Origin of the sequence: Paraburkholderia suaedae, assembly GCF_040812055.1 — a bacterium.
Taxonomy (GTDB): domain Bacteria; phylum Pseudomonadota; class Gammaproteobacteria; order Burkholderiales; family Burkholderiaceae; genus Paraburkholderia.
The window spans coordinates 97,811-116,579 of the sequence record NZ_JBFOAH010000027.1 but is presented as its reverse complement, the minus strand read 5'-3'; the positions used below and the strand labels follow the sequence as shown (position 1 = coordinate 116,579).

The following is an 18,769-nucleotide window of genomic DNA, read 5'->3' as shown; positions in this document are numbered from 1 at the left end:
CGATGCGATACAGCAAGCGCTCGAGCGGACCGCCGAAGCGGACCACACGAGAGGTACCCTCCATCACGCGCGTGAGATAACGCGAAACCGGCACGGCGAGTGCAAGCAACACGACCACGTAAATGACCGTTTGCAGGACATTGTTCGAATTCATTCGATGTCCTCCGCGCGCAGCAGCGCATAGACGAGGTAAGCGAACAGCAGCGCGGTAGTAGCGCCTGATAGCCAGAGGATCCAGGTCATGAGCGTGCTCCGTGGCCACGCCGGAACTGGATCAGCTTCTCGCAGCCGGAAATCAAAGCAAAGGTCAGCGCTGCGAATAGCACTATTCCCCCGACATACAGCACATCCATTTCTGCTCTCCATTGACGGACTTTGGATAACTGCAACCGTATGCGATGGCGCGTAAAGGACGGGTCAAAGGTGGGGTGGCGCGTATCAAAATCGTGTAAACAGGCAAGGCCGTTGCATCTTTCGATGCAACGGCCTTGCCTGTTGCTCCATGTCGCGCGCGTGTCGCTACACGTGCGGCGCTTGCGACTGCATGGGTTGAACCTGCCGCATGCAAGCGGCAGGTGCTGCGATCCGCTTACGGCAGCAACACCGTCGAGCCCGTAGTGCGGCGGCCTTCGAGCGCCGCGTGGGCCTCGCCGACATCGGCCAGCGCAAAACGCTGATTGATGCTGGTCTTGACCTTGCCCGACACGAGCACGTCGAACAATTCCGCCGACATCGCCTCGTAATCGCTGCGCTTGGCCATATACGTGAACAGCGTTGGGCGCGTGAAGAACAGCGAGCCGCGTCCGGCAAACTCGGACGAATCGATCGGCGGCAGCGGCCCCGATGCATTGCCGAAGCTCACGAACAGGCCGAGCGGCGCGAGGCAATCGAGCGAGCCTGTAAACGTGTCTTTACCGATCGAGTCATACACCACCGGCACGCCCGCGCCGTTGGTGATCTCGCGCACCCGCTTCGTGAAGTTCTCGCGCGTGTAGACGATCGCGTGATCGCAGCCGTGCGCCTGGGCGATCGCCGCTTTTTCATCGGAGCCGACCGTGCCGATCACCGTGGCGCCGAGTGCCTTGGCCCATTGGCACACCAGCAGCCCGACACCGCCCGCCGCGGCCTGGATCAGAATGGTGTCGCCCGCCTTCACCCGATACGTGCGGCGCAACAGATATTGCGCAGTGAGGCCTTGCAGCATCACCGAAGCGGCCTGCTCGTCGCTCAACGCGTCAGGCACCTTGACGACCTGCGCCGCCGCCAGCACACGCTCCTGTGCATACGCGCCAGGCGGACGCCCGACGTACGCCACCCGGTCGCCCGTCTTGAGGTCAGTGACGCCCGGGCCGACCGCGCTCACCTCGCCGGCCGCTTCCATGCCCAGGCCCCCCGGCAACGGCAGCGGATACAGCCCGGTGCGGAAATACACGTCGATGTAGTTCAGCCCGACCGCCGTCTGCCGGATGCGAATCTCGCCCGGGCCGGGCTCGCCCACCTCGACGTCGACCCATTTCATCACTTCCGGGCCGCCGGTTTTGTCGAATCGGATTGCTTTGGCCATCATGCCTCCTTGATCAGTGTTGTTAGCTTTTTTTCAGATTGCCGCGAGCGCGCCGTCAAACGCGCGCCGTCAGACCCGCTCATTCATGCGCAAGGTCAGCACGTCGAGCACCATGCGCGCGGTCGAGATGTTGGTCGCGCAGGGGATGTTGTGCACGTCGCATGCGCGCACCAGCGCGTTGATGTCCGGTTCGTGCGGCTGCGGCGTCATCGGGTCGCGCAGGAAGATCACCATGTCTACGCGCCCTTCGGCGAGTTGCGCGCCGATCTGCAGGTCGCCGCCGTGCGGGCCGGACAGCATCCGCTCGACCGTCAGGCCGTGCGCGTCGCCGATGCGTCCACCCGTGGTTCCAGTCGCGACGATCTGGCAGCGCCTGAGCGTATCGACGTATTCGCCGGCCAGTTTGACGATGTCGTCCTTCTTGCGATCATGCGCGATCAGCGCAATGCGGGTGGTCATGACGTAAGGCTCCTGAATCCGTGGTGATTGTCGTTGTTGTGACCGATGCTTCGTTTCGCTGCGACGGTTGGACGCGCGCCGCCTGCGCAGCGTCGAGCGCCTCGACTGCCGCCCGCTCAGAACGTGCCGGGATACGCGCCGCCATCGATCAGCCAGTTCTGTCCGGTGATGTACCCCGCGTGGACGCTGCACAGGAACGCGCACGCACGGCCAAATTCGTCGCGATGTCCGAAGCGGCCGGCGGGGATCGTCTTCATGCGCTGCTTGCGCGCTTCGTCGACGGAAATGTTTTGCGCCCTGGCCTGCGCCTCGAACGTCACGGCAATGCGGTCGGTATCGAACATGCCGGGCAGCAGGTTGTTGATCGTCACGCCGGTCGGCGCCATTTTGCGCGCGAGTCCCGCGACGAAACCGGTCAGCCCCGAGCGCGCGCCGTTGGAGAGGCCCAGCACGTCGATCGGCGCCTTCACCGCCGAACTCGTGATGTTGACGATACGGCCATAGCCGCGCGCGCTCATCGAGTCGATGGTCGCGCGGATCAGCTCGATCGGCGTCAGCATGTTGCTTTCGAGCGCGCGAATCCAGTCCTCGTGCGTGAAGTCGCGGAAGTCGCCCGGCGGCGGGCCACCCGCGTTGTTCACCAGGATATCCGGCTGCGGACACGCGGCGAGCGCCGCGGCGCGGCCTGCGGGCGTGGTGATGTCGCATGCCACGGTGGTCACTTGCACGCCGCTTTGCCGGCGGATTTCGGCGGCCGTCGCCTCGAGCGTCTCGGCGGTGCGCGCGACGATTGTCAGGTTGACCCCCTCGGCGGCGAGCGCTTCCGCGCAGCCGCGCCCCAAACCCTTGCTGGCCGCGCAAACCAGCGCGGTGCGCCCTGCGATTCCCATGTCCATGTCTGTTCCCTCGTGGCGTAGTCGTGGCGCGTCGGCGCGCACGCGTTGCAAAGTTTCCCCCGATTCTAGAAGAATCGGTGCCGGACTGCGTCCGCCTGCTGCAATCTCCGGTATCTTCGGGCGGCACTCTTTCGGTAAACTTGCGCCGTGGCGCGTCCGCCGGCCCGCTGCCTCGGGCAGCGGACGGCGCGCCGAACGATTCCCCAACCGATCCCTCTTGCGCCGCCCGCGCCCCCGCCATGACCCAGGACAGCCGTTTTCCCAATCTCTTCATCCTCGATCACCCGCTGATCCAGCACAAGCTGTCCCACATGCGCGACCGGGACACGTCGACGCGCACGTTCCGCGAACTGCTGCGCGAAATCACGCTGCTGATGGGCTACGAGATCACCCGCAACCTGCCGATGACCACGCGCCGCATCACCACGCCGCTCGTCGAAATCGACGCGCCGGTGATCGCCGGCAGGAAGCTCGCGATCGTGCCGGTGCTGCGCGCCGGCATCGGCATGTCGGACGGGCTGCTGGAGCTGGTGCCGTCGGCGCGGGTGGGCCACATCGGCGTGTACCGTGCGCAAGATCATCGGCCGGTCGAATATCTGGTGCGGCTGCCGGACCTGGAGGACCGCGTGTTCATCCTCTGCGATCCGATGGTCGCGACCGGTTACTCTGCCGTGCATGCGGTCGATGTGCTCAAGCGCCGCAAGGTGGCCGGCGAAAACATCATGTTCCTCGCGCTCGTCGCTGCGCCCGAAGGCGTGCAGGTGTTCCACGACGCGCATCCGGACGTGAAGCTGTACGTCGCGTCGCTCGATTCGCATCTGAACGAACACGCGTACATCGTGCCGGGTCTGGGCGACGCCGGCGACCGGCTGTTCGGCACGAAGAACTGAAGGTGGGCTGCAAGCGCGCTGAGGACCGCCCGAATCCATGCCGGCGCATGCCGGCGGTGCAGGCGCAATGCCGCCGCGCCCCGTGTCAGGGCGCTTGGCGCGCAGTGTTCGGGCACCTCACTCGCTGCCGCACCCCGGCGGCATGATAAAATTCGCAACCGCTCCAGAAGCGCTCGGTCCGCGTGCTGGCGTGCAATGCCGGTGTCGCAATCTGGCGCGTCGCGCCTGTACGCGCAGCTTGGCGCAGCCGGCGCCGGGTTTGCCGTACGCCTGCTGCCACGCCCCCCACCGCGATGCCGCGTCACGCTGCGCCGGGCTCGGCGCAGCGTGAGCGGGCTGCACACGCGGGCTGCACACGCGGGCTGCACACGCGGGCTGCACACGCGGGCTGCACACGCGGGCTGGATAAGCGGGCTGGATAAGCGGGCGGAATGCGCGCGCTGAAGCACGTCGACACGGGCGGCTAGTTCCGACCAGCCGCCGCGGACGTCCCACCCCAGGCTTTGACATCGAGGCGCGCAACTCAAGCGCCCGACATCGCAACGACAATTGCACTATGCGTGCGCCCTGCTGGCGCGCGCGACGGAGAACGGTATGGCGGGTCATTCGAAATGGGCCAACATCAAGCATAAGAAAGCAGCGGCCGACGCCAAGCGCGGCAAGGTCTGGACGCGGCTCATCAAGGAGATTCAGGTCGCGGCGCGCATGGGCGGCGGCGACATCGACTCGAACCCGCGTCTGCGGCTCGCCGTCGAAAAGGCGTACGACGCCAACATGCCCAAAGACAACGTCAACCGCGCGATCCAGCGCGGCGTGGGCGGCGTGGACGGCGCGAGCTACGAAGAAATCCGCTACGAAGGCTACGGCATCGGCGGCGCGGCGGTGATCGTGGATACGATGACCGACAACCGCACGCGCACGGTCGCAGAGGTGCGGCACGCGTTCTCGAAGAACGGCGGCAACATGGGCACCGACGGCTCCGTGTCGTTCATGTTCAATCACGTCGGCCAGTTCCTGTTCGCGCCCGGCACGCCGGAAGACAAGCTGATGGAAGCCGCGCTCGAAGCCGGCGCCGACGACGTCGTCATGAACGATGACGGCAGCATCGAAGTGCTGTGCCCGCCGAACGATTTCCCGAAGGTGAAGACGGCGCTCGAAGCCGCCGGCTTCAAGGCCGAAGTGGCCGAGGTGACAATGAAGCCCCAGACGGAAGTCGAGTTCACCGGCGAGGACGCCGTGAAAATGCAGAAGCTGCTCGACGCGCTGGAGAATCTGGACGACGTGCAGGAAGTCTATACAAACGCCGCGATCGCAGACGAATGATCGTGCTCGGGCAGCGCGAGGCACGCGGGCTCCTGTCGCATGGGATGCAACCGCGTCGCTGGCTCGCCCTCGCGTCGGTGTGGCGTCGCGTGATCGCGAGGCGGGCGTCGGCACCTCGGCACACTTCGCGCGCCGCCACGTCCGCGTCGCTGCGCTCGGCCGCGGTTCGGCTTGCCAGCTTCGCCGGCGCGAAACCTGTCCGGCGCGAGTCTGGCGCTTGTCTCACTGTTTATTGCACGGCTGAGCTTGCTGTTTCGGCCGTTTACGCTTTTTAAGTCTCGGGGATTCACATGAAGTTACTCGTCGTCGGTTCCGGCGGTCGCGAACATGCACTCGCATGGAAGCTCGCGCAATCGCCGCGGGTTCAGCTCGTCTACGTCGCGCCGGGTAACGGCGGCACCGCGCAGGACGAGCGTCTGCGCAACATCGACATCACCACGCCCGCCGCGCTAGCCGATTTCGTCGAGCAGGAACAGATCGCCTTCACGCTGGTCGGGCCCGAAGCGCCGCTCGCCGCCGGCATCGTCAATCTGTTCCGCTCGCGCGGCCTCAAGATTTTCGGGCCGACGAAAGAAGCAGCCCAGCTCGAAAGCTCCAAGGACTTCGCGAAAGCCTTCATGAAGCGCCACGCGATCCCGACCGCCGAATACGAAACGTTCGCCGACGTCGACGCCGCGCATGCCTATCTGGACGCGAAGGGTGCGCCGATCGTCATCAAGGCCGATGGACTAGCCGCCGGCAAAGGCGTGGTGGTCGCGCAAACGCTGGAAGAAGCGCACGCCGCGGTCGACATGATGCTGTCGGACAACAAGCTGGGCGACGCCGGTGCGCGTGTGGTGATCGAGGAATTCCTCGCCGGCGAGGAAGCCAGCTTCATCGTGATGGTCGACGGCAAGCATGTGTTGCCGCTCGCATCGAGCCAGGACCACAAGCGTCTGCTCGACGGCGACCGGGGCCCGAACACCGGCGGCATGGGCGCGTATTCGCCCGCGCCGATCGTCACGCCGCAGTTGCACGCCCGCGTGATGCGCGAAATCATCCTGCCGACCGTGCGCGGCATGGAGAAGGAAGGCATTCGCTACACCGGCTTCCTGTACGCCGGCCTGATGATCGACGCGCACGGCAACCCGAAGACACTCGAATTCAACTGCCGCATGGGCGACCCCGAAACGCAGCCGATCATGGCGCGTCTGAAGGGCGATTATTCGAAAGTGGTCGAGCAGGCGATTGCGGGCACGCTGGACACGGTCGAGCTGGAATGGGACCGCCGCACCGCGCTGGGCGTCGTGCTCGCCGCGCACAACTATCCGGATACGCCGAGGAAGGGCGACCGCATCAACGGCATCCCCGCCGAAACCGCGGATTCCGTCACGTTCCATGCCGGCACCACGCTCGCCGACGGCAAGCTGACCACCGCCGGCGGCCGCGTACTGTGCGTGGTCGGCCTGGCGGATTCGGTGCGCACTGCGCAATCGGTCGCGTACGGAACGATCAATCAGATCTCGTTCGACGGCATGCAGTATCGCCGCGATATCGGCTACCGCGCGTTGAACCGCAAGCACGACGCCCGCAGCGAAGGCAAATAGCAAGCCCCCACTTGCCGGGTTGCGGCGCCAGGAGCGCTACGCTGCGCGCGCTACACTGGGGGCTTCCGCGTCCACGGCAGCAGGCTGGCACCGATACGGGCGGGAGCCCGGCGCCTGACGCGAAACGGCGTAGGGCCGCGCGCCGCCAGGTCTGTCCCTGACGACGGCGCGACCGTCGTCCTTCACGAAGAACCCGCGGCACCACGAGCGTGCCGCCCTCAGCATCCGCATTCATGACCGATTCGAGCTTCGACGCACAAGCCGTGCGCAACTGGCTGCAAGGCCTGCAAACGCATATCGCAGACACGCTTGGCGCGTTCGACGGCACATCGTTCGCCACCGACGCCTGGCAGCGTGCGCCGGGCGAGAAGCTGCGCGGCGGCGGTTGCACGCGGATTCTCGAAGGCGGCAAGTTTTTCGAGCGGGCCGGCATCGGCTTCTCGGACGTGGCGGGTGACGTGTTGCCCGGTTCGGCGAGCGCCGCGCGTGAGCAACTGGCCGGGCGCGGCTTCGAAGCGATGGGTGTGTCGCTGGTGCTGCACCCGCGCAATCCGCATTGCCCGACGGTGCATATGAACGTGCGTCTGCTGGTCGCGACCAAGGCCGGCGAAGCACCGGTGTTCTGGTTCGGCGGCGGCATGGACCTGACGCCGTACTACGGTTACGAGGAAGATGCGCAGCATTTTCATCGCACCTGCCGCGATGCGCTGCAGCCTTATGGCGCGGATCTTTACCCGGAGTTCAAGCGCTGGTGTGACGAATATTTTTTCCTGAAACACCGCAACGAACCGCGCGGCATCGGCGGGATTTTCTTCGACGATTTTTCCGCGCCGGGCTTCGATCAGTCGTTCGCGATGGTGAGGAGCGTCGGCGACGCGTTCCTGAAAGCGTACCTGCCGATCATCGAAAAGCGCCGCAACATACCGTACGGCCAAGCCGAGCGCGACTTCCAGGCCTACCGGCGCGGCCGCTACGTCGAGTTCAATCTGGTGTTCGACCGTGGCACACTGTTTGGACTGCAGAGCGGCGGACGCACCGAATCGATCCTGATGTCGATGCCGCCGGTGGTGAACTGGCGCTACGACTGGCGCCCCGAACCGGGCACGCCGGAAGCGCGTCTTTACAGCGATTTTCTCGTCCAGCGCGAGTGGGTGTGACGAGCATGCCGCCCGCACCGCCGCACGCGCCCGCCACCCGGCCACGATCGAGGACCTTCACCTGAATCCGAACGCCCACCCTGCCGCCCTGCCTCGCCGGATCGGCCTGCTAGGCGGCACCTTCGATCCGATCCACGACGGCCACCTCGCGCTCGCGCGGCGTTTCGCCGACGTGCTGCGGCTGACCGAACTGGTGCTGCTGCCGGCCGGTCAACCGTGGCAGAAAGCGGATGTGTCGCCGGCCGTGCACCGGTTCGCGATGACGCGCGCCGCCGCCAGCACGCTCGCGCTGCCGGGCGTGACGGTACGCGTCGCGAGCGACGAAATCGATCACGAAGGCCCCACTTACACCATCGACACGCTGCGGTGCTGGCGTGCGCGCGAAGGCAAAGACGCATCGATCGCGTTGCTGATCGGCGCGGATCAACTGGTGCATCTCGACACATGGCGCGACTGGCGGCGCCTGTTCGACTTCGCGCACATTTGCGCGGCCACCCGGCCCGGCTTCGACCTCGCGTCGATTCCGCCGGCGGTCGCACAGGAAATCGACGCGCGCCGTGCCCGCGCCGACGTTCTGCAAGCCACCCCCTGCGGCCACTTGCTGATCGATACGACGCTTGCGTTCAACGTTTCGGCCACCGACATTCGCGCGCATCTGCGCGAGCAGGTGCGCCGACGGCTGGCCCTGACCGGCCGCGAACAGCAGGACGAGGCCGCGAGCCATGTCCCCACCGCGGTGTGGGACTATATTCTTCAACATCATCTGTACCACCGGTAACCCCATGGATATTCGCAAACTACAACGCGTGATCGTCGACGCTCTCGAAGACGTCAAGGCGCAAGACATCAAAGTGTTCAACACCAGCCACCTGACCGCGCTGTTCGATCGCGTGGTCGTCGCGAGCGGCACCTCGAACCGGCAGACCAAGGCGCTCGCCTCGAGCGTGCGCGAAGGCGTGAAGGAAGCCGGCGGCGATATCGTCAGCACCGAGGGCGAGGACATCGGCGAGTGGGTGCTGGTGGATTGCGGCGACGCCATCGTCCACATCCTGCAGCCGGCGCTTCGCCAGTACTACAACCTCGAGGAAATCTGGGGTGACAAGCCGGTGCGCATCAAGCTGTCGACACCCGACCCGTTCGGCGGCGCGCGCTCGAGCGAGCCGGATGAGGAAGAAGAAGACGAAGAAGCGCCTGCCGCGAAGAAGCCCGCGCGCAAGACCGTCGGTCGCCGCAAGTAAGCGGGCCTTCTCCGGCATAGCGTAGACGTCCGCACTGCAACCGCGATCACATTCGTCATGAAACTGCACATTCTCGCGGTCGGCCACAAGATGCCGGACTGGATCGCCACGGGCTTCGACGAATACGCGAAGCGCATGCCGCCCGAGCTGCGCATCGAGCTGCGCGAGATCAAACCCGAGCAGCGTTCCTCCGGCCGTCCGGCCGAAAGCGTGATGGCTGCCGAGCGGCAGAAAATCGAAGCCGCTTTGCCGAAGAACGCACGCATCGTCGCGCTCGACGAACGCGGCAAGGACTGGACCACGATGCAGCTCGCCGGAGCGCTGCCCGGCTGGCAGCAGGACGGCCGCGACGTAGCCTTTCTGATTGGCGGCGCCGACGGGCTCGATCCCGATCTGAAAGCGCGCGCCGACCTGCTGTTGCGCGTGTCGAGCCTGACCTTGCCGCATGCGATGGTTCGCGTGCTGCTTGCCGAACAGCTTTACCGCGCGTGGACCATCACGCAAAATCACCCTTATCACCGGGCGTGAGCAAACGAGACGGCTGACCAGCCGGCGCGTCCTCGTCGCGCGTGACGCTGCGCGTTGCCGCGCGTTTCGGCTCGTCTGCAATGTTGCCGCCGATGCCGATACCGGTCGACTTCTCGCATCGATTCCATTTTGACGCGCGTGATCGACCTGCGTACCGCGACGCATTAGAGCGACACATTCGAGCGACGCATTCGGGCGACGCCCGCTCGGCGCGCGAGTCGCGCGTTTCGTATTCACGTTTCCTGCCATACGCTTGACCGAGACCCGTCCATGTCCATGTCCACGCCTGCCGCCTCGCTGCATCCGTTCGTCTACCTCGCTTCGCAAAGCCCACGTCGCCAGGAGCTGCTGCAACAGCTCGGCGTGCGTTTCGAACTGCTGCTCCCGCGCCCCGACGAAGATCCCGAATCGCTCGAAGCCGAGTTGCCCGGCGAACGCGCGCACGACTATGTGCAGCGCGTGTGCATCGCCAAGGCGCACGCCGCGCGTGCCCGCCTTTTGGCCGGCGGCGCTGCGGCGCGACCGATCCTCGTTGCGGACACAACCGTCACGATCGACGACGCGATTCTCGGCAAGCCGGTGGATGCCGTCGACGCGGCCGCAATGCTCGCGCGCCTCGCGGGTCGCGCTCACGAAGTGCTCACGGCCGTCGCTGTCATCGCCGCCGACGGCGCGTTGCTGCGCCCCGCGCTATCGGTTTCGAAAGTGCGCTTTGCTGCGCTGCACGCAGACGCGATCCGTCGTTACGCGGCGAGCGGCGAGCCGCTCGGCAAGGCGGGCGCATACGGCGTGCAGGGCCGCGCCGCCGAGTTCATCGAACATATCGACGGGTCCTATTCAGGTATCATGGGTTTGCCGCTTTTTGAAACCGCTGCCCTCCTGCGTGCAGCGCGCATCGACTTCTAAAATAACGTCATGAATGAAGAAATCCTGATCAATGTCACGCCGCAGGAAACGCGCGTCGCACTCGTCCAGCAGGGCGCCGTCCAGGAACTTCACGTCGAACGAACGCTGTCGCGCGGGCGCGTCGGCAATGTCTATCTCGGCAAGGTCGTACGCGTGTTGCCGGGCATGCAATCCGCCTTCATCGACATCGGTCTCGAACGCGCCGCCTTTCTGCACGTAGCCGACATCTGGCATCCGCGCACTGCCGGCGAGCCGCAGCATCAGACGCCGCATCAGCCGATCGAGAAGATCGTCTTCGAAGGTCAGTCGCTGATGGTGCAGGTCGTCAAAGACCCGATCGGCACCAAGGGCGCACGGCTGTCCACGCAAGTCAGCATTGCCGGGCGCACACTCGTGTATCTGCCGCAGGAACCGCATATCGGCATCTCGCAGAAGATCGAGAGCGAAGCCGAGCGCGAAGCGGTGCGCGCGCGTCTGACCGCTGTGCTGCCGGCCGATGAAAAAGGCGGCTACATCGTGCGCACGATCGCCGAAGATGCGACCAGCGAAGAGCTCGCCGGCGACGTCGCGTATCTGCGCAAGACGTGGGCGACGATTCTGTCGCAAGGCCAGCGCATGCCGCCCACCAGCCTGCTGTACCAGGATCTGAATCTCGCGCAAAGGGTGCTGCGCGATTTCGTCAATGACGAAACGTCGCGCATTCAGGTCGACTCGCGCGAGACGTATCAGATGCTTGCCGAGTTCGCGGCGGAGTTCACGCCCGCGGTGTCGTCGAAACTGCATCACTACACCGGCGAGCGGCCGTTATTCGATCTGTACAACATTGAAGCCGAGATTCAACGTGCATTGTCGCGGCGGGTCGATCTGAAGTCGGGCGGCTATCTGGTGATCGACCAGACCGAGGCGATGACTACCATCGACGTGAACACCGGCGGGTATGTCGGCGCACGCAACTTCGACGACACGATCTTCAAGACCAACCTCGAAGCCGCGCATACGATCGCCCGCCAATTGCGGCTGCGCAATCTCGGCGGCGTGATCATCATCGACTTCATCGATATGGAAAACGCCGAGCATCGGGACCAGGTGCTCGGCGAATTGAAGAAGGCGTTATCGCGCGATCGCACGCGCGTCACCGTGAACGGATTCTCGCAACTCGGGCTGGTGGAGATGACGCGCAAGCGTACACGCGAGTCGTTGGCGCATGTGCTGTGCGAGCCTTGCCCGGTTTGCCAGGGAAAGGGCCAAGTGAAGACGCCGCGCACGGTGTGCTACGACGTGCTGCGCGAGATCATGCGCGAGTCGCGGCAGTTCAATCCGCGCGAGTTTCGTGTGGTGGCGTCGCAGCAGGTGATCGATCTGTTCCTCGAGGAAGAGTCGCAGCATCTGGCGATGCTGATGGATTTTATTGGCAAGCCGGTGTCGTTGCAGGTTGAGTCGAATTTGAGTCAGGAGCAGTACGACATTGTTTTGATGTAATTTGATTGACGGTTATTTACGTTCACTCGAGACCGCCAAAAGCTTTTACTGACGGGCGTTTTCGCGCAAATTAAGTTCATCGCTATTAATCGCCGCGCAATGGAAGCGCGCCTCTGCCTGGTAGCTAGAAGGGCAGCAATAGAAAGCCGACCCACGATAGTCGGCTTTTCGTTTATTTTCAACTACTAAGCATAACTGACTTGCCTCGTAAACAACTCAACTGCCCTTTTCGATCTGCCAGGTTTACGCCGTCATAAGCGACAGGAACCGGCGATGGGCGGCACTGAACTGAAAACAAATTCGTTGCAACGGTGAATGATGTACAGCAAGGATGCCTACGGGAGCGGGCACATCTTTCTTACTCCCGAGCAGAAACAGGCGGTCGAAGAAGGCAAGAAGTTCTCCCAACGCGCATACGCCGATGTATGGGCAAAGGATGCCGCGCTCGAGCAGCCTGCGCAGCCGTTCGAGTATCAGTCCGATATGCCGTATGGCGACGCGGAAGAACTGGCGGCGACGACAGACAGCCCGCGCTACGCTGCCAAGATGCTCGGATAAGACAAAAACACGGTCTAAGCCCGCACCTGAAATACCTTATGACACGTCTTGGTCTGCCGCGTGCCGATTTACGCGAACTCGCGACGGCGCAAGGGGCGAAGGTAGCACTTTGGTGCTACTGGATGAACGAGACCGGCGATCGAGTTCCCGATATCCCCGACGATATTCGTACGATGATGGCGGCGATGGGCGGCACCATCGAGATCGACGAATACCGATAGGCCCACCATCCCTTAACGACAGTACCGAACAAAACCGCCCGGAAGGCCTGCACAGAGCAATCTGCACAGGCCGTCTCCACTAACGGAGGAACACGATGAAAACGCGACCAACGCAGAAACATTGATGACGATCATGCTAACCGACGGCTACGGGAAACTCTTAAAAGGCTGATAAAGCGCGCGTTGACGCGGAGATTCCGCACGGTGGCGCCTCCTTTCCGGGCTGCCAAGGCAACAACGAAACTTCAAGCTTTCAACAATCCGGCGTCGAGCGAGTACCTTGCTGCTCCCAATTCGAGTTCAGGATGATGCTGCACAGATTCACCCGTTCGAACCCCGGATCTTTGTAGGCGAGGAAATCGTCGTTAAAGGTGCCGAATGTACTGCCGGGTCGATGCTTCATACCGTCATAGAAAGCATCGATCATGCTGGCGGCAAAATCGGCGCCGCGGGGATATGCATTGACCACCGCCGAGCGTTGTTCGTCCGTGAACTGCTCGAAGCCACGTCCCGCCACGTCCATTCCGGCCCCGGCTTGCACGAGTGCGATTTCTCCGTGCATATGTTCCGGAATACCCGGGGTCGTATGGAGCGCGACCGCGGCCCAAACCTTGTCTATATCTTCCTGGGCAATGCGATGGCTTCGTAAAAAATCGCGCGCGGCATTCGCGCCGTCCACCTCGAAGCGGAGCTGGCTCTCGCGATATGTCGGCGTCAGCCCGATATCGTGGAACATGGCTGCCACATAAAGCATCTCGGGGTCGAAGTTCAACTTCTTCTGCTTTCCGAGCAGGGCGCCCCACAGATACACGCGGACTGAATGATTGAACAGCAGTTCGCTTTCGGTATCGCGAATGAGCTGCGTGACCTCACGCGCCAATTGGCTGTCAGGAATCACGACGCTGGATATTCCGTTCGTTCGCACAATTTTATCTCCCTTCATCTGGTTACACAGCCAGTAGACGGTGGAGGGCCAGTAGACGGTGGAGGTCCGAAGCGGAGCCTTTACTATCCGCATAGCCGCAGCTCTGTGGACACTTCATAGGCGAAAGCCGGCCTTTCCAGTCTGTCTATCCTGACCGCTCGTTCGATTCTGAACCCTCCGGCACGCAGCCCCACGTTTCGTAAAGCTGATTCTGCACCACCTGTCACCCGGGAAAGATACGCTTTGCTCGGGCCATCAAGAAGCCCCAAGATCGACAATTTTGAATGTACCATTGGCGACATGGCGACTCTCCCTATTAGCCTCGATCCTTCCAGACGGACGTCGCTGTCCGCGCAGATCTACTCCGCTGTGCGCAGCGCGATCGAGGCGGGGCAGCTCGCCTCCGGTGCGCGGCTGCCTTCGTGGTCGGATCTGGCCGCCCAACTGGGCGTCTCCCGAGGCACAGTCCGTGCGGCCTACGAGCGACTGATCGACGAGCAATTCGCAATCGGATTGGGGGCGGCGGGCACTCGCGTGGCGCAGCGGCCTCCTCTCGCTGCAACACCCAGCTGCTCGCCTGAAGCCCCGCCCCTTCCCGATCTATTCGATGAATTCGGCGCCGCCCCCGCGGCGTTTCAAATGGGCGTGCCGTCTCAAGACGCCTTTCCGTACAAGCTATGGTCGCGCATCCAGGCGCGCTCGGCCCGGCGAGCGGCGGCGGCACCAGTGGGATACCCCGATCCGCGCGGCGAACCGGACTTGCGCAGGGAAATTGCCGCGTATCTCGGCGTCGCACGCGGCCTTCGATGCAATCCCTCTCAGGTTTTCGTCACCGCGGGTTTCTCCGGCGCTCTGAACCTCGCGATTCGCGGCCTGCGCGTCGAAGGGATGGAAGCCTGGATGGAGGACCCCGGCTTTCCGCTGACGCGTACCGCGCTCGCCCTGGCTGGCATGAGCGTGAAAGCCATTCCGGTCGACGCGGATGGCCTCGATGTCGACGAGGGCATCCGCCAGGCCGGTGGGGCGGCCCTCGCGGTCGTGACACCCGGCCAGCAGGCACCGCTCGGTATGACGATGGCGCTTGCGCGGCGGATTGCACTGCTCGCCTGGGCGCGACGAAACGACGCCTGGATCATCGAGGACGACTACCTGAGCGAACTGCAACTGAAAGGGCGGGCAGCGCCAGCGCTTGCATCGCTCGACCAACACGGACGGGTCCTGCACATCGGCAGCTTCAGCAAGACGATCAGCCCGGCGCTGCGCCTCGGCTTTCTGGTCGTCCCGCTAGAAATGGCGCGTCATTTTGGGGACATCTCGGCGTGCCTGGCGCCCGCGCCAGGGGCGTGCACGCAGCTTGCCGTAACCGAATTCATGCGGGACGGGCACTATCTTCGCCACCTGCGCCGGATGAAGGCGCTTTATGCGGCTCGACGCGAGGCCCTGGTTCGCTGTCTGAAAGAGCTCGCCTCGGACTCCATCAAGGTGCAAGCGACCGGCGGCATGGCCGTCGTGACCGCAATAGCCGGGTCTGCACCGGATGTCGACATTGCTTCGCGAGCCCGGCGATATGGCCTGGCCCCCGCCCCGCTCTCACCTTGGTACGTGCACCCTTGCAAGCAACAGGGATTGTTGCTCGGTGTGACCAATGTGAATGAAGGCACCTTGTCCGCGGACTGTCACCGACTGCTGGAACTGGTTCGCGAGCCGAACTGACACACGGCTTCTTGGTGCATCGAAAATCTCCATTCATGGTGCTTTCTCGCGCGCCCGTCTGGAAGCACAATGCGCAGACATCAAGGAGCCGCGTTTTATGAACATTCGATCTATTGTTGGTGCTGCATGTGCGGGTATTGCGATTAGCACTGCCATGACTGCCGCTGCGCATGGCACAAGTGAAACGGTCGCGCTGAATTTCCAGCACGCTATTCCCAATATTCCCGGTAAATCGTTGACTGCCGTGGTCGTCGACTATGCTCCCGGCGGGGCATCGCCGGCACACACCCATGCAAAGTCCGCTTTCATCTACGCGTATGTCCTGTCGGGCGACATCGAGTCGCAAGTCAATGACGGGCCGAAGATCATTTATCATGCCGGCCAAAGTTTTTTCGAGGAGCCCGGCGCCATTCACCGTATAAGCCGCAATGCGAGCCAGACCAAGCCCGCGAAATTGCTTGCGGTGTTCGTGGCTGACAGCGACGACAAGGTTCTCACCACCCCGATCAAGTAGATCAAGTGCATCAAGGAGTCACCCCATGAGCAAGCGTCTCGACTATAACCAGATTGCACCCGCGGGCGTCAAAGCCCTCGGCGGCGTCTATGGCTACATCATGCAGAGCAGTCTTTCGCCTGTTCTCGTCGATCTGGCTTACCTTCGCGTCTCGCAAATCAACAACTGCGCCTACTGTCTCGACATGCATACACGCGACCTGCTGAACAAAGGCGTGAAAGTCGAAAAGCTAGCGCTGGTACAGGCATGGGAGGAAGCAGGCAATCTGTTCGACGAACGTGAGCGTGCCGCGCTCGCGTGGGCTGAATCCGTCACGCTGGTTGCTCAGACCGGCGTCCCCGACGAGGCCTATCAGGCGGCACGCGCCGTGTTCGATGAACGGGAACTCGTGGATCTCACCATCGCAATCAGCTTGATGAACACGTACAACCGTATGGCGATCAGCTTCCGCAATACGCCGCAGGCTGTTATGGAGCAGTGACAACGTGCGGGCTCGTATCTTCGAGCGCGTCATGATGAGATGCAGGTACGTCGTAATCAAGCGCCCGAGATCATCAGAACCTGAAATAGAAATTCGCACCTACGGCTCCTGCAACGATGGCACTGCTCCGCTTTGGCAATGCATAACGCGGTTAATCATGTGACGCAGCCAGATTTTCAGGCGGTATAAACCTGCATCGCACTCCTCTTGCTTTGCGGCTCGCCCTCCGAAATCTGGATCAGCTCGCAAGCACGGCGTTGCGGCTGTGCCATGCCGGGCGTCCACACCCAATAATGATTGCCCGGCAAGCCATTGACCGCCACCACGCGATGATTGCCTAGCGCATCGATCGCATGGATCGTGACGCGGCTGATCAAGCCGCCTTTGAGCGCGCGCATATCGTCGACGGCTTCGCTGACCGCGCGCTCGACGCTCATCCCCATTTTCATGTAGAGGACCACCGCGCGCGCCGTGCCGGCGCGGATCGTCATCTCGCCCGCGCCGGTGCATGCGCAGGCTCCATAGCGGCTATCGGCATAGGAGCCGGCGCCGATCACAGGGCTATCGCCCAGACGGCCCGGATATTTCCAGCCCCATCCCGATGTGCTCGTGCCGGTCACCACATTGCGCGCGCTGTCGAGTGCAAGAAAAACAGTCGTGTCCTTGCCGATCTCCGGATCGATCGCGTCGTGGCAATAGCGCTCGAGCGGCACGTTCGGCCACGCCGCCTTGTCGGCCGCGCTGACTTCGCTGTCGAACCAGCGCGCGTAGGCTTTGCGCGAATGTTCGGCGAGCAGCTCGCATCGCTGCGCGCCGGTTTCGGCCGCGAAGCGCGCGGCGCCCTCGCCGATCAGCAACTCATGCGGCAGCCGCTCCATCACGGCACGCGCGACGCTCACCGGATGCCTGAAGCCCTTCAGACCGCCCACCGCTCCCGTACGCAGCGTCGAGCCATCCATCACCGACGCATCGAGCTCGACCTCGCCGAGCAGATTCGGCCAGCCGCCCCGCCCCACGGTGCGCACCTCCTCGTCATCTTCGACGAGCCGGATTCCAGCCTCGACCGCGTCGAGCCCGGCACGGCCATTTCGCAGCAGCTCCGAGGTCATGCCGATACCAGATTTACCTTCGTTGTTGGTCAGAATGATCATGTGTTCAGGTTTTACAGGCAAAAAAGGCGGACCGTTACAGCCCGGTGCGGAAATCCTTGTTCCAGAAGTCGAGCATTTCCGTCTTGTGTTTCATCAACATCGCGAAGTCGACCGGCACGATCCGCTCGAGCTCCTTGCCCGAGAATCCCACCGCCTGTTGCAACGACGGCGGCAGGTTCGCATTGGTGATCGTCGGCGCGTAGCCCATCGATTCGGCGAACGCACGCTGGGAACGCGCATCGAGCATGGCGTTCAGATACGGGAACGCGCACGCGGACGATTTGCTGGCCGCGGTGACGGCGGCCTCGAACGTGGCAGGCAACGCGCCTTCCTTTGGAAACACGTAATCGACCGCGAGGCCCGCTTTTTTCCACTGCAGCGTACGCGCCTTCCACGTGACCGTCACGACGATCTCGCCGCTCTTGAGCGCCGACGCCAGCGCATCGACCGAGGGATACACGCGCGGGGATGTCTCGCGCAGCGCGCGCAAATACTTCTGCCCGAGCGCAAGGTCACTCGCCTGTCCACCGGATGCGAGCGCACCCGCAAGCGTTAAATAGTCGTACTGATCATCGACCAATCCGATTTTGCCCTTGAATTGAGGGTCCAGGAGTGCGGCAAGACCGTCGGGACGCGTGCGCACCCGGTCCGTATCGTAGACGAGCACGAGCGCGCTGAAAATATGTGGCACCGCGTAGCTGCGGCGGAACTGCGGAATCACATGGGCCAGGTTGGGCAGCAGCGCGTCGTCGAGCTTAGCGGTGGTGCCTTCGGAGTACATCTGAAACATGTCGTTATCGCGCAGCAGCGCGATATCCATCGTGCTGCGCCGGCCGTGCGCTTCGGCGCGCATCGTCGTCTGCCGCGCGAGCGCACTGCCTACGGCATAAGTGACGGCATCGCCGGCCGGCATCACGAGCGAATCGATGTTCTGTTGCAGCAGACGCTGATAGTCGCCGCCCCACGTGCCGACCACGATCTGACCGGAACACGCCCCGGCCGCGTTGGCCTTAAGCGCGAATGGACCTAGCGCGGACGCGGCGACGAGCGTCCCCGTGGATCGAAGGAAACGGCGGCGTGGGTGGTTGATGTGATTCATACACTCGCTCCAGGATGAATGCGTTTTCGAAAAGAAGCCGCAAAAGACAGCGTCAGGCCTCGGAGTCCCGCTCTGTATTTC

General features: G+C 63.4%; 22 protein-coding genes. 14 read left to right on the top strand and 8 right to left on the bottom strand.

The window, feature by feature from the left end; translation table 11 throughout:
• Window positions 1-150: 150 nt before the first annotated feature.
• The 5 genes from kdpF to ABQJ48_RS29515 all read right to left on the bottom strand — a co-directional run bounded on the left by kdpF (window position 151) and on the right by ABQJ48_RS29515 (window position 2,919).
• Window positions 151-243, bottom strand: a complete 93-nt coding sequence (gene kdpF, locus ABQJ48_RS29535; protein ID WP_367840657.1) for a K(+)-transporting ATPase subunit F — start codon at window positions 241-243, stop codon at window positions 151-153.
• On the bottom strand, window positions 240-353 hold the full coding sequence (locus ABQJ48_RS29530; RefSeq protein ID WP_367841491.1) for a potassium ABC transporter ATPase: 114 nt from the start codon (window positions 351-353) through the stop codon (window positions 240-242). The genes kdpF and ABQJ48_RS29530 overlap by 4 nt, the downstream gene beginning before the upstream one ends.
• A 236-nt stretch (window positions 354-589) precedes the next feature.
• Window positions 590-1,564, bottom strand: coding sequence for a quinone oxidoreductase family protein (locus ABQJ48_RS29525; RefSeq protein WP_367841490.1), 975 nt, complete (start codon window positions 1,562-1,564; stop codon window positions 590-592).
• A gap of 69 nt (window positions 1,565-1,633) precedes the next feature.
• Entirely contained in the window at window positions 1,634-2,023 is a 390-nt protein-coding gene (locus ABQJ48_RS29520; protein ID WP_367841489.1) for a methylglyoxal synthase, read from the bottom strand.
• Window positions 2,024-2,139: 116 nt separating this feature from the next.
• Window positions 2,140-2,919 (bottom strand): SDR family oxidoreductase, encoded by a 780-nt coding sequence (locus tag ABQJ48_RS29515; RefSeq protein ID WP_367841488.1) that lies wholly within the window; start codon window positions 2,917-2,919, stop codon window positions 2,140-2,142.
• A 239-nt stretch (window positions 2,920-3,158) separates the two neighbouring features.
• On the opposite strand from ABQJ48_RS29515, the gene upp reads away from it, so the two are divergent.
• The 11 genes from upp to ABQJ48_RS29460 all read left to right on the top strand — a co-directional run bounded on the left by upp (window position 3,159) and on the right by ABQJ48_RS29460 (window position 12,805).
• Window positions 3,159-3,809: a uracil phosphoribosyltransferase gene (gene upp, locus ABQJ48_RS29510; RefSeq protein WP_367841487.1), complete on the top strand. Its 651-nt coding sequence runs from the start codon at window positions 3,159-3,161 to the stop codon at window positions 3,807-3,809.
• Between the two features lie 594 nt (window positions 3,810-4,403).
• On the top strand, window positions 4,404-5,132 hold the full coding sequence (locus tag ABQJ48_RS29505; protein ID WP_367841486.1) for a YebC/PmpR family DNA-binding transcriptional regulator: 729 nt from the start codon (window positions 4,404-4,406) through the stop codon (window positions 5,130-5,132).
• 290 nt (window positions 5,133-5,422) lie between these two features.
• The gene (gene purD, locus ABQJ48_RS29500) at window positions 5,423-6,718 is read left to right on the top strand and encodes a phosphoribosylamine--glycine ligase (protein WP_367841485.1); all 1,296 of its coding nucleotides are present in this window, start codon (window positions 5,423-5,425) and stop codon (window positions 6,716-6,718) included.
• Between the two features lie 233 nt (window positions 6,719-6,951).
• Window positions 6,952-7,875 carry an oxygen-dependent coproporphyrinogen oxidase gene (gene hemF, locus ABQJ48_RS29495; protein WP_367841484.1) on the top strand — a complete coding sequence of 308 codons (924 nt, stop codon included), beginning with the start codon at window positions 6,952-6,954 and terminating at the stop codon, window positions 7,873-7,875.
• Between the two features lie 46 nt (window positions 7,876-7,921).
• Complete coding sequence (locus tag ABQJ48_RS29490) at window positions 7,922-8,653, top strand: nicotinate-nucleotide adenylyltransferase (protein ID WP_367841499.1); 732 nt, start codon at window positions 7,922-7,924, stop codon at window positions 8,651-8,653.
• Window positions 8,654-8,657: 4 nt separating this feature from the next.
• A complete protein-coding gene (gene rsfS, locus ABQJ48_RS29485) occupies window positions 8,658-9,113 on the top strand; it encodes a ribosome silencing factor (protein ID WP_367841483.1) in 456 nt (151 codons plus the stop codon).
• A gap of 57 nt (window positions 9,114-9,170) precedes the next feature.
• On the top strand, window positions 9,171-9,641 hold the full coding sequence (gene rlmH, locus ABQJ48_RS29480; protein WP_367841482.1) for a 23S rRNA (pseudouridine(1915)-N(3))-methyltransferase RlmH: 471 nt from the start codon (window positions 9,171-9,173) through the stop codon (window positions 9,639-9,641).
• Between the two features lie 276 nt (window positions 9,642-9,917).
• Window positions 9,918-10,547, top strand: coding sequence for a Maf family protein (locus tag ABQJ48_RS29475; protein ID WP_367841497.1), 630 nt, complete (start codon window positions 9,918-9,920; stop codon window positions 10,545-10,547).
• Window positions 10,548-10,556: 9 nt separating this feature from the next.
• Complete coding sequence (gene rng / locus ABQJ48_RS29470) at window positions 10,557-12,026, top strand: ribonuclease G (RefSeq protein ID WP_367841481.1); 1,470 nt, start codon at window positions 10,557-10,559, stop codon at window positions 12,024-12,026.
• A gap of 315 nt (window positions 12,027-12,341) precedes the next feature.
• Window positions 12,342-12,584 carry a hypothetical protein gene (locus tag ABQJ48_RS29465; RefSeq protein WP_367841480.1) on the top strand — a complete coding sequence of 81 codons (243 nt, stop codon included), beginning with the start codon at window positions 12,342-12,344 and terminating at the stop codon, window positions 12,582-12,584.
• 38 nt (window positions 12,585-12,622) lie between these two features.
• Window positions 12,623-12,805 carry a hypothetical protein gene (locus tag ABQJ48_RS29460; protein WP_367841479.1) on the top strand — a complete coding sequence of 61 codons (183 nt, stop codon included), beginning with the start codon at window positions 12,623-12,625 and terminating at the stop codon, window positions 12,803-12,805.
• A 253-nt stretch (window positions 12,806-13,058) separates the two neighbouring features.
• Here ABQJ48_RS29460 and ABQJ48_RS29455 read toward each other — a convergent pair whose 3' ends face one another.
• A complete protein-coding gene (locus ABQJ48_RS29455) occupies window positions 13,059-13,748 on the bottom strand; it encodes an HD domain-containing protein (RefSeq protein ID WP_367841478.1) in 690 nt (229 codons plus the stop codon).
• Between the two features lie 282 nt (window positions 13,749-14,030).
• Between ABQJ48_RS29455 and pdxR the strand changes: the two genes are divergently transcribed.
• From pdxR to ABQJ48_RS29440, 3 genes are all read left to right on the top strand, one after another.
• Window positions 14,031-15,443, top strand: a complete 1,413-nt coding sequence (pdxR, locus tag ABQJ48_RS29450; RefSeq protein WP_367841496.1) for a MocR-like pyridoxine biosynthesis transcription factor PdxR — start codon at window positions 14,031-14,033, stop codon at window positions 15,441-15,443.
• A 97-nt stretch (window positions 15,444-15,540) separates the two neighbouring features.
• Window positions 15,541-15,957 carry a cupin domain-containing protein gene (locus ABQJ48_RS29445; protein ID WP_367841477.1) on the top strand — a complete coding sequence of 139 codons (417 nt, stop codon included), beginning with the start codon at window positions 15,541-15,543 and terminating at the stop codon, window positions 15,955-15,957.
• Between the two features lie 25 nt (window positions 15,958-15,982).
• Entirely contained in the window at window positions 15,983-16,438 is a 456-nt protein-coding gene (locus ABQJ48_RS29440) for a carboxymuconolactone decarboxylase family protein (protein WP_367841476.1), read from the top strand.
• A 176-nt stretch (window positions 16,439-16,614) separates the two neighbouring features.
• On the opposite strand, the gene ABQJ48_RS29435 is transcribed toward ABQJ48_RS29440, so the two are convergent.
• Window positions 16,615-17,589: a glycosylasparaginase gene (locus ABQJ48_RS29435; protein ID WP_367841475.1), complete on the bottom strand. Its 975-nt coding sequence runs from the start codon at window positions 17,587-17,589 to the stop codon at window positions 16,615-16,617.
• Between the two features lie 34 nt (window positions 17,590-17,623).
• Window positions 17,624-18,688, bottom strand: coding sequence for an ABC transporter substrate-binding protein (locus tag ABQJ48_RS29430; protein WP_367841474.1), 1,065 nt, complete (start codon window positions 18,686-18,688; stop codon window positions 17,624-17,626).
• Window positions 18,689-18,769: the final 81 nt, after the last annotated feature.

Bases quoted from the DNA above. Each gene is read 5' to 3' on its own strand.
- ABQJ48_RS29515 (WP_367841488.1), bottom strand. From the start codon at position 2,919: ATGGACATGGGAATCGCAGGGCGCACCGCGCTGGTTTGCGCGGCCAGC.
- ABQJ48_RS29435 (WP_367841475.1), bottom strand. From the start codon at position 17,589: ATGATCATTCTGACCAACAACGAAGGTAAATCTGGTATCGGCATGACC.
- ABQJ48_RS29505 (WP_367841486.1), top strand. From the start codon at position 4,404: ATGGCGGGTCATTCGAAATGGGCCAACATCAAGCATAAGAAAGCAGCG.
- ABQJ48_RS29530 (WP_367841491.1), bottom strand. From the start codon at position 353: ATGGATGTGCTGTATGTCGGGGGAATAGTGCTATTCGCAGCGCTGACC.
- ABQJ48_RS29430 (WP_367841474.1), bottom strand. From the start codon at position 18,688: ATGAATCACATCAACCACCCACGCCGCCGTTTCCTTCGATCCACGGGG.
- pdxR (WP_367841496.1), top strand. From the start codon at position 14,031: ATGGCGACTCTCCCTATTAGCCTCGATCCTTCCAGACGGACGTCGCTG.
- ABQJ48_RS29525 (WP_367841490.1), bottom strand. From the start codon at position 1,564: ATGGCCAAAGCAATCCGATTCGACAAAACCGGCGGCCCGGAAGTGATG.
- ABQJ48_RS29445 (WP_367841477.1), top strand. From the start codon at position 15,541: ATGAACATTCGATCTATTGTTGGTGCTGCATGTGCGGGTATTGCGATT.
- ABQJ48_RS29465 (WP_367841480.1), top strand. From the start codon at position 12,342: ATGATGTACAGCAAGGATGCCTACGGGAGCGGGCACATCTTTCTTACT.
- ABQJ48_RS29475 (WP_367841497.1), top strand. From the start codon at position 9,918: ATGTCCACGCCTGCCGCCTCGCTGCATCCGTTCGTCTACCTCGCTTCG.
- rng (WP_367841481.1), top strand. From the start codon at position 10,557: ATGAATGAAGAAATCCTGATCAATGTCACGCCGCAGGAAACGCGCGTC.
- ABQJ48_RS29455 (WP_367841478.1), bottom strand. From the start codon at position 13,748: ATGAAGGGAGATAAAATTGTGCGAACGAACGGAATATCCAGCGTCGTG.
- ABQJ48_RS29440 (WP_367841476.1), top strand. From the start codon at position 15,983: ATGAGCAAGCGTCTCGACTATAACCAGATTGCACCCGCGGGCGTCAAA.
- purD (WP_367841485.1), top strand. From the start codon at position 5,423: ATGAAGTTACTCGTCGTCGGTTCCGGCGGTCGCGAACATGCACTCGCA.
- ABQJ48_RS29460 (WP_367841479.1), top strand. From the start codon at position 12,623: ATGACACGTCTTGGTCTGCCGCGTGCCGATTTACGCGAACTCGCGACG.
- hemF (WP_367841484.1), top strand. From the start codon at position 6,952: ATGACCGATTCGAGCTTCGACGCACAAGCCGTGCGCAACTGGCTGCAA.
- rlmH (WP_367841482.1), top strand. From the start codon at position 9,171: ATGAAACTGCACATTCTCGCGGTCGGCCACAAGATGCCGGACTGGATC.
- upp (WP_367841487.1), top strand. From the start codon at position 3,159: ATGACCCAGGACAGCCGTTTTCCCAATCTCTTCATCCTCGATCACCCG.
- ABQJ48_RS29520 (WP_367841489.1), bottom strand. From the start codon at position 2,023: ATGACCACCCGCATTGCGCTGATCGCGCATGATCGCAAGAAGGACGAC.
- kdpF (WP_367840657.1), bottom strand. From the start codon at position 243: ATGACCTGGATCCTCTGGCTATCAGGCGCTACTACCGCGCTGCTGTTC.
- rsfS (WP_367841483.1), top strand. From the start codon at position 8,658: ATGGATATTCGCAAACTACAACGCGTGATCGTCGACGCTCTCGAAGAC.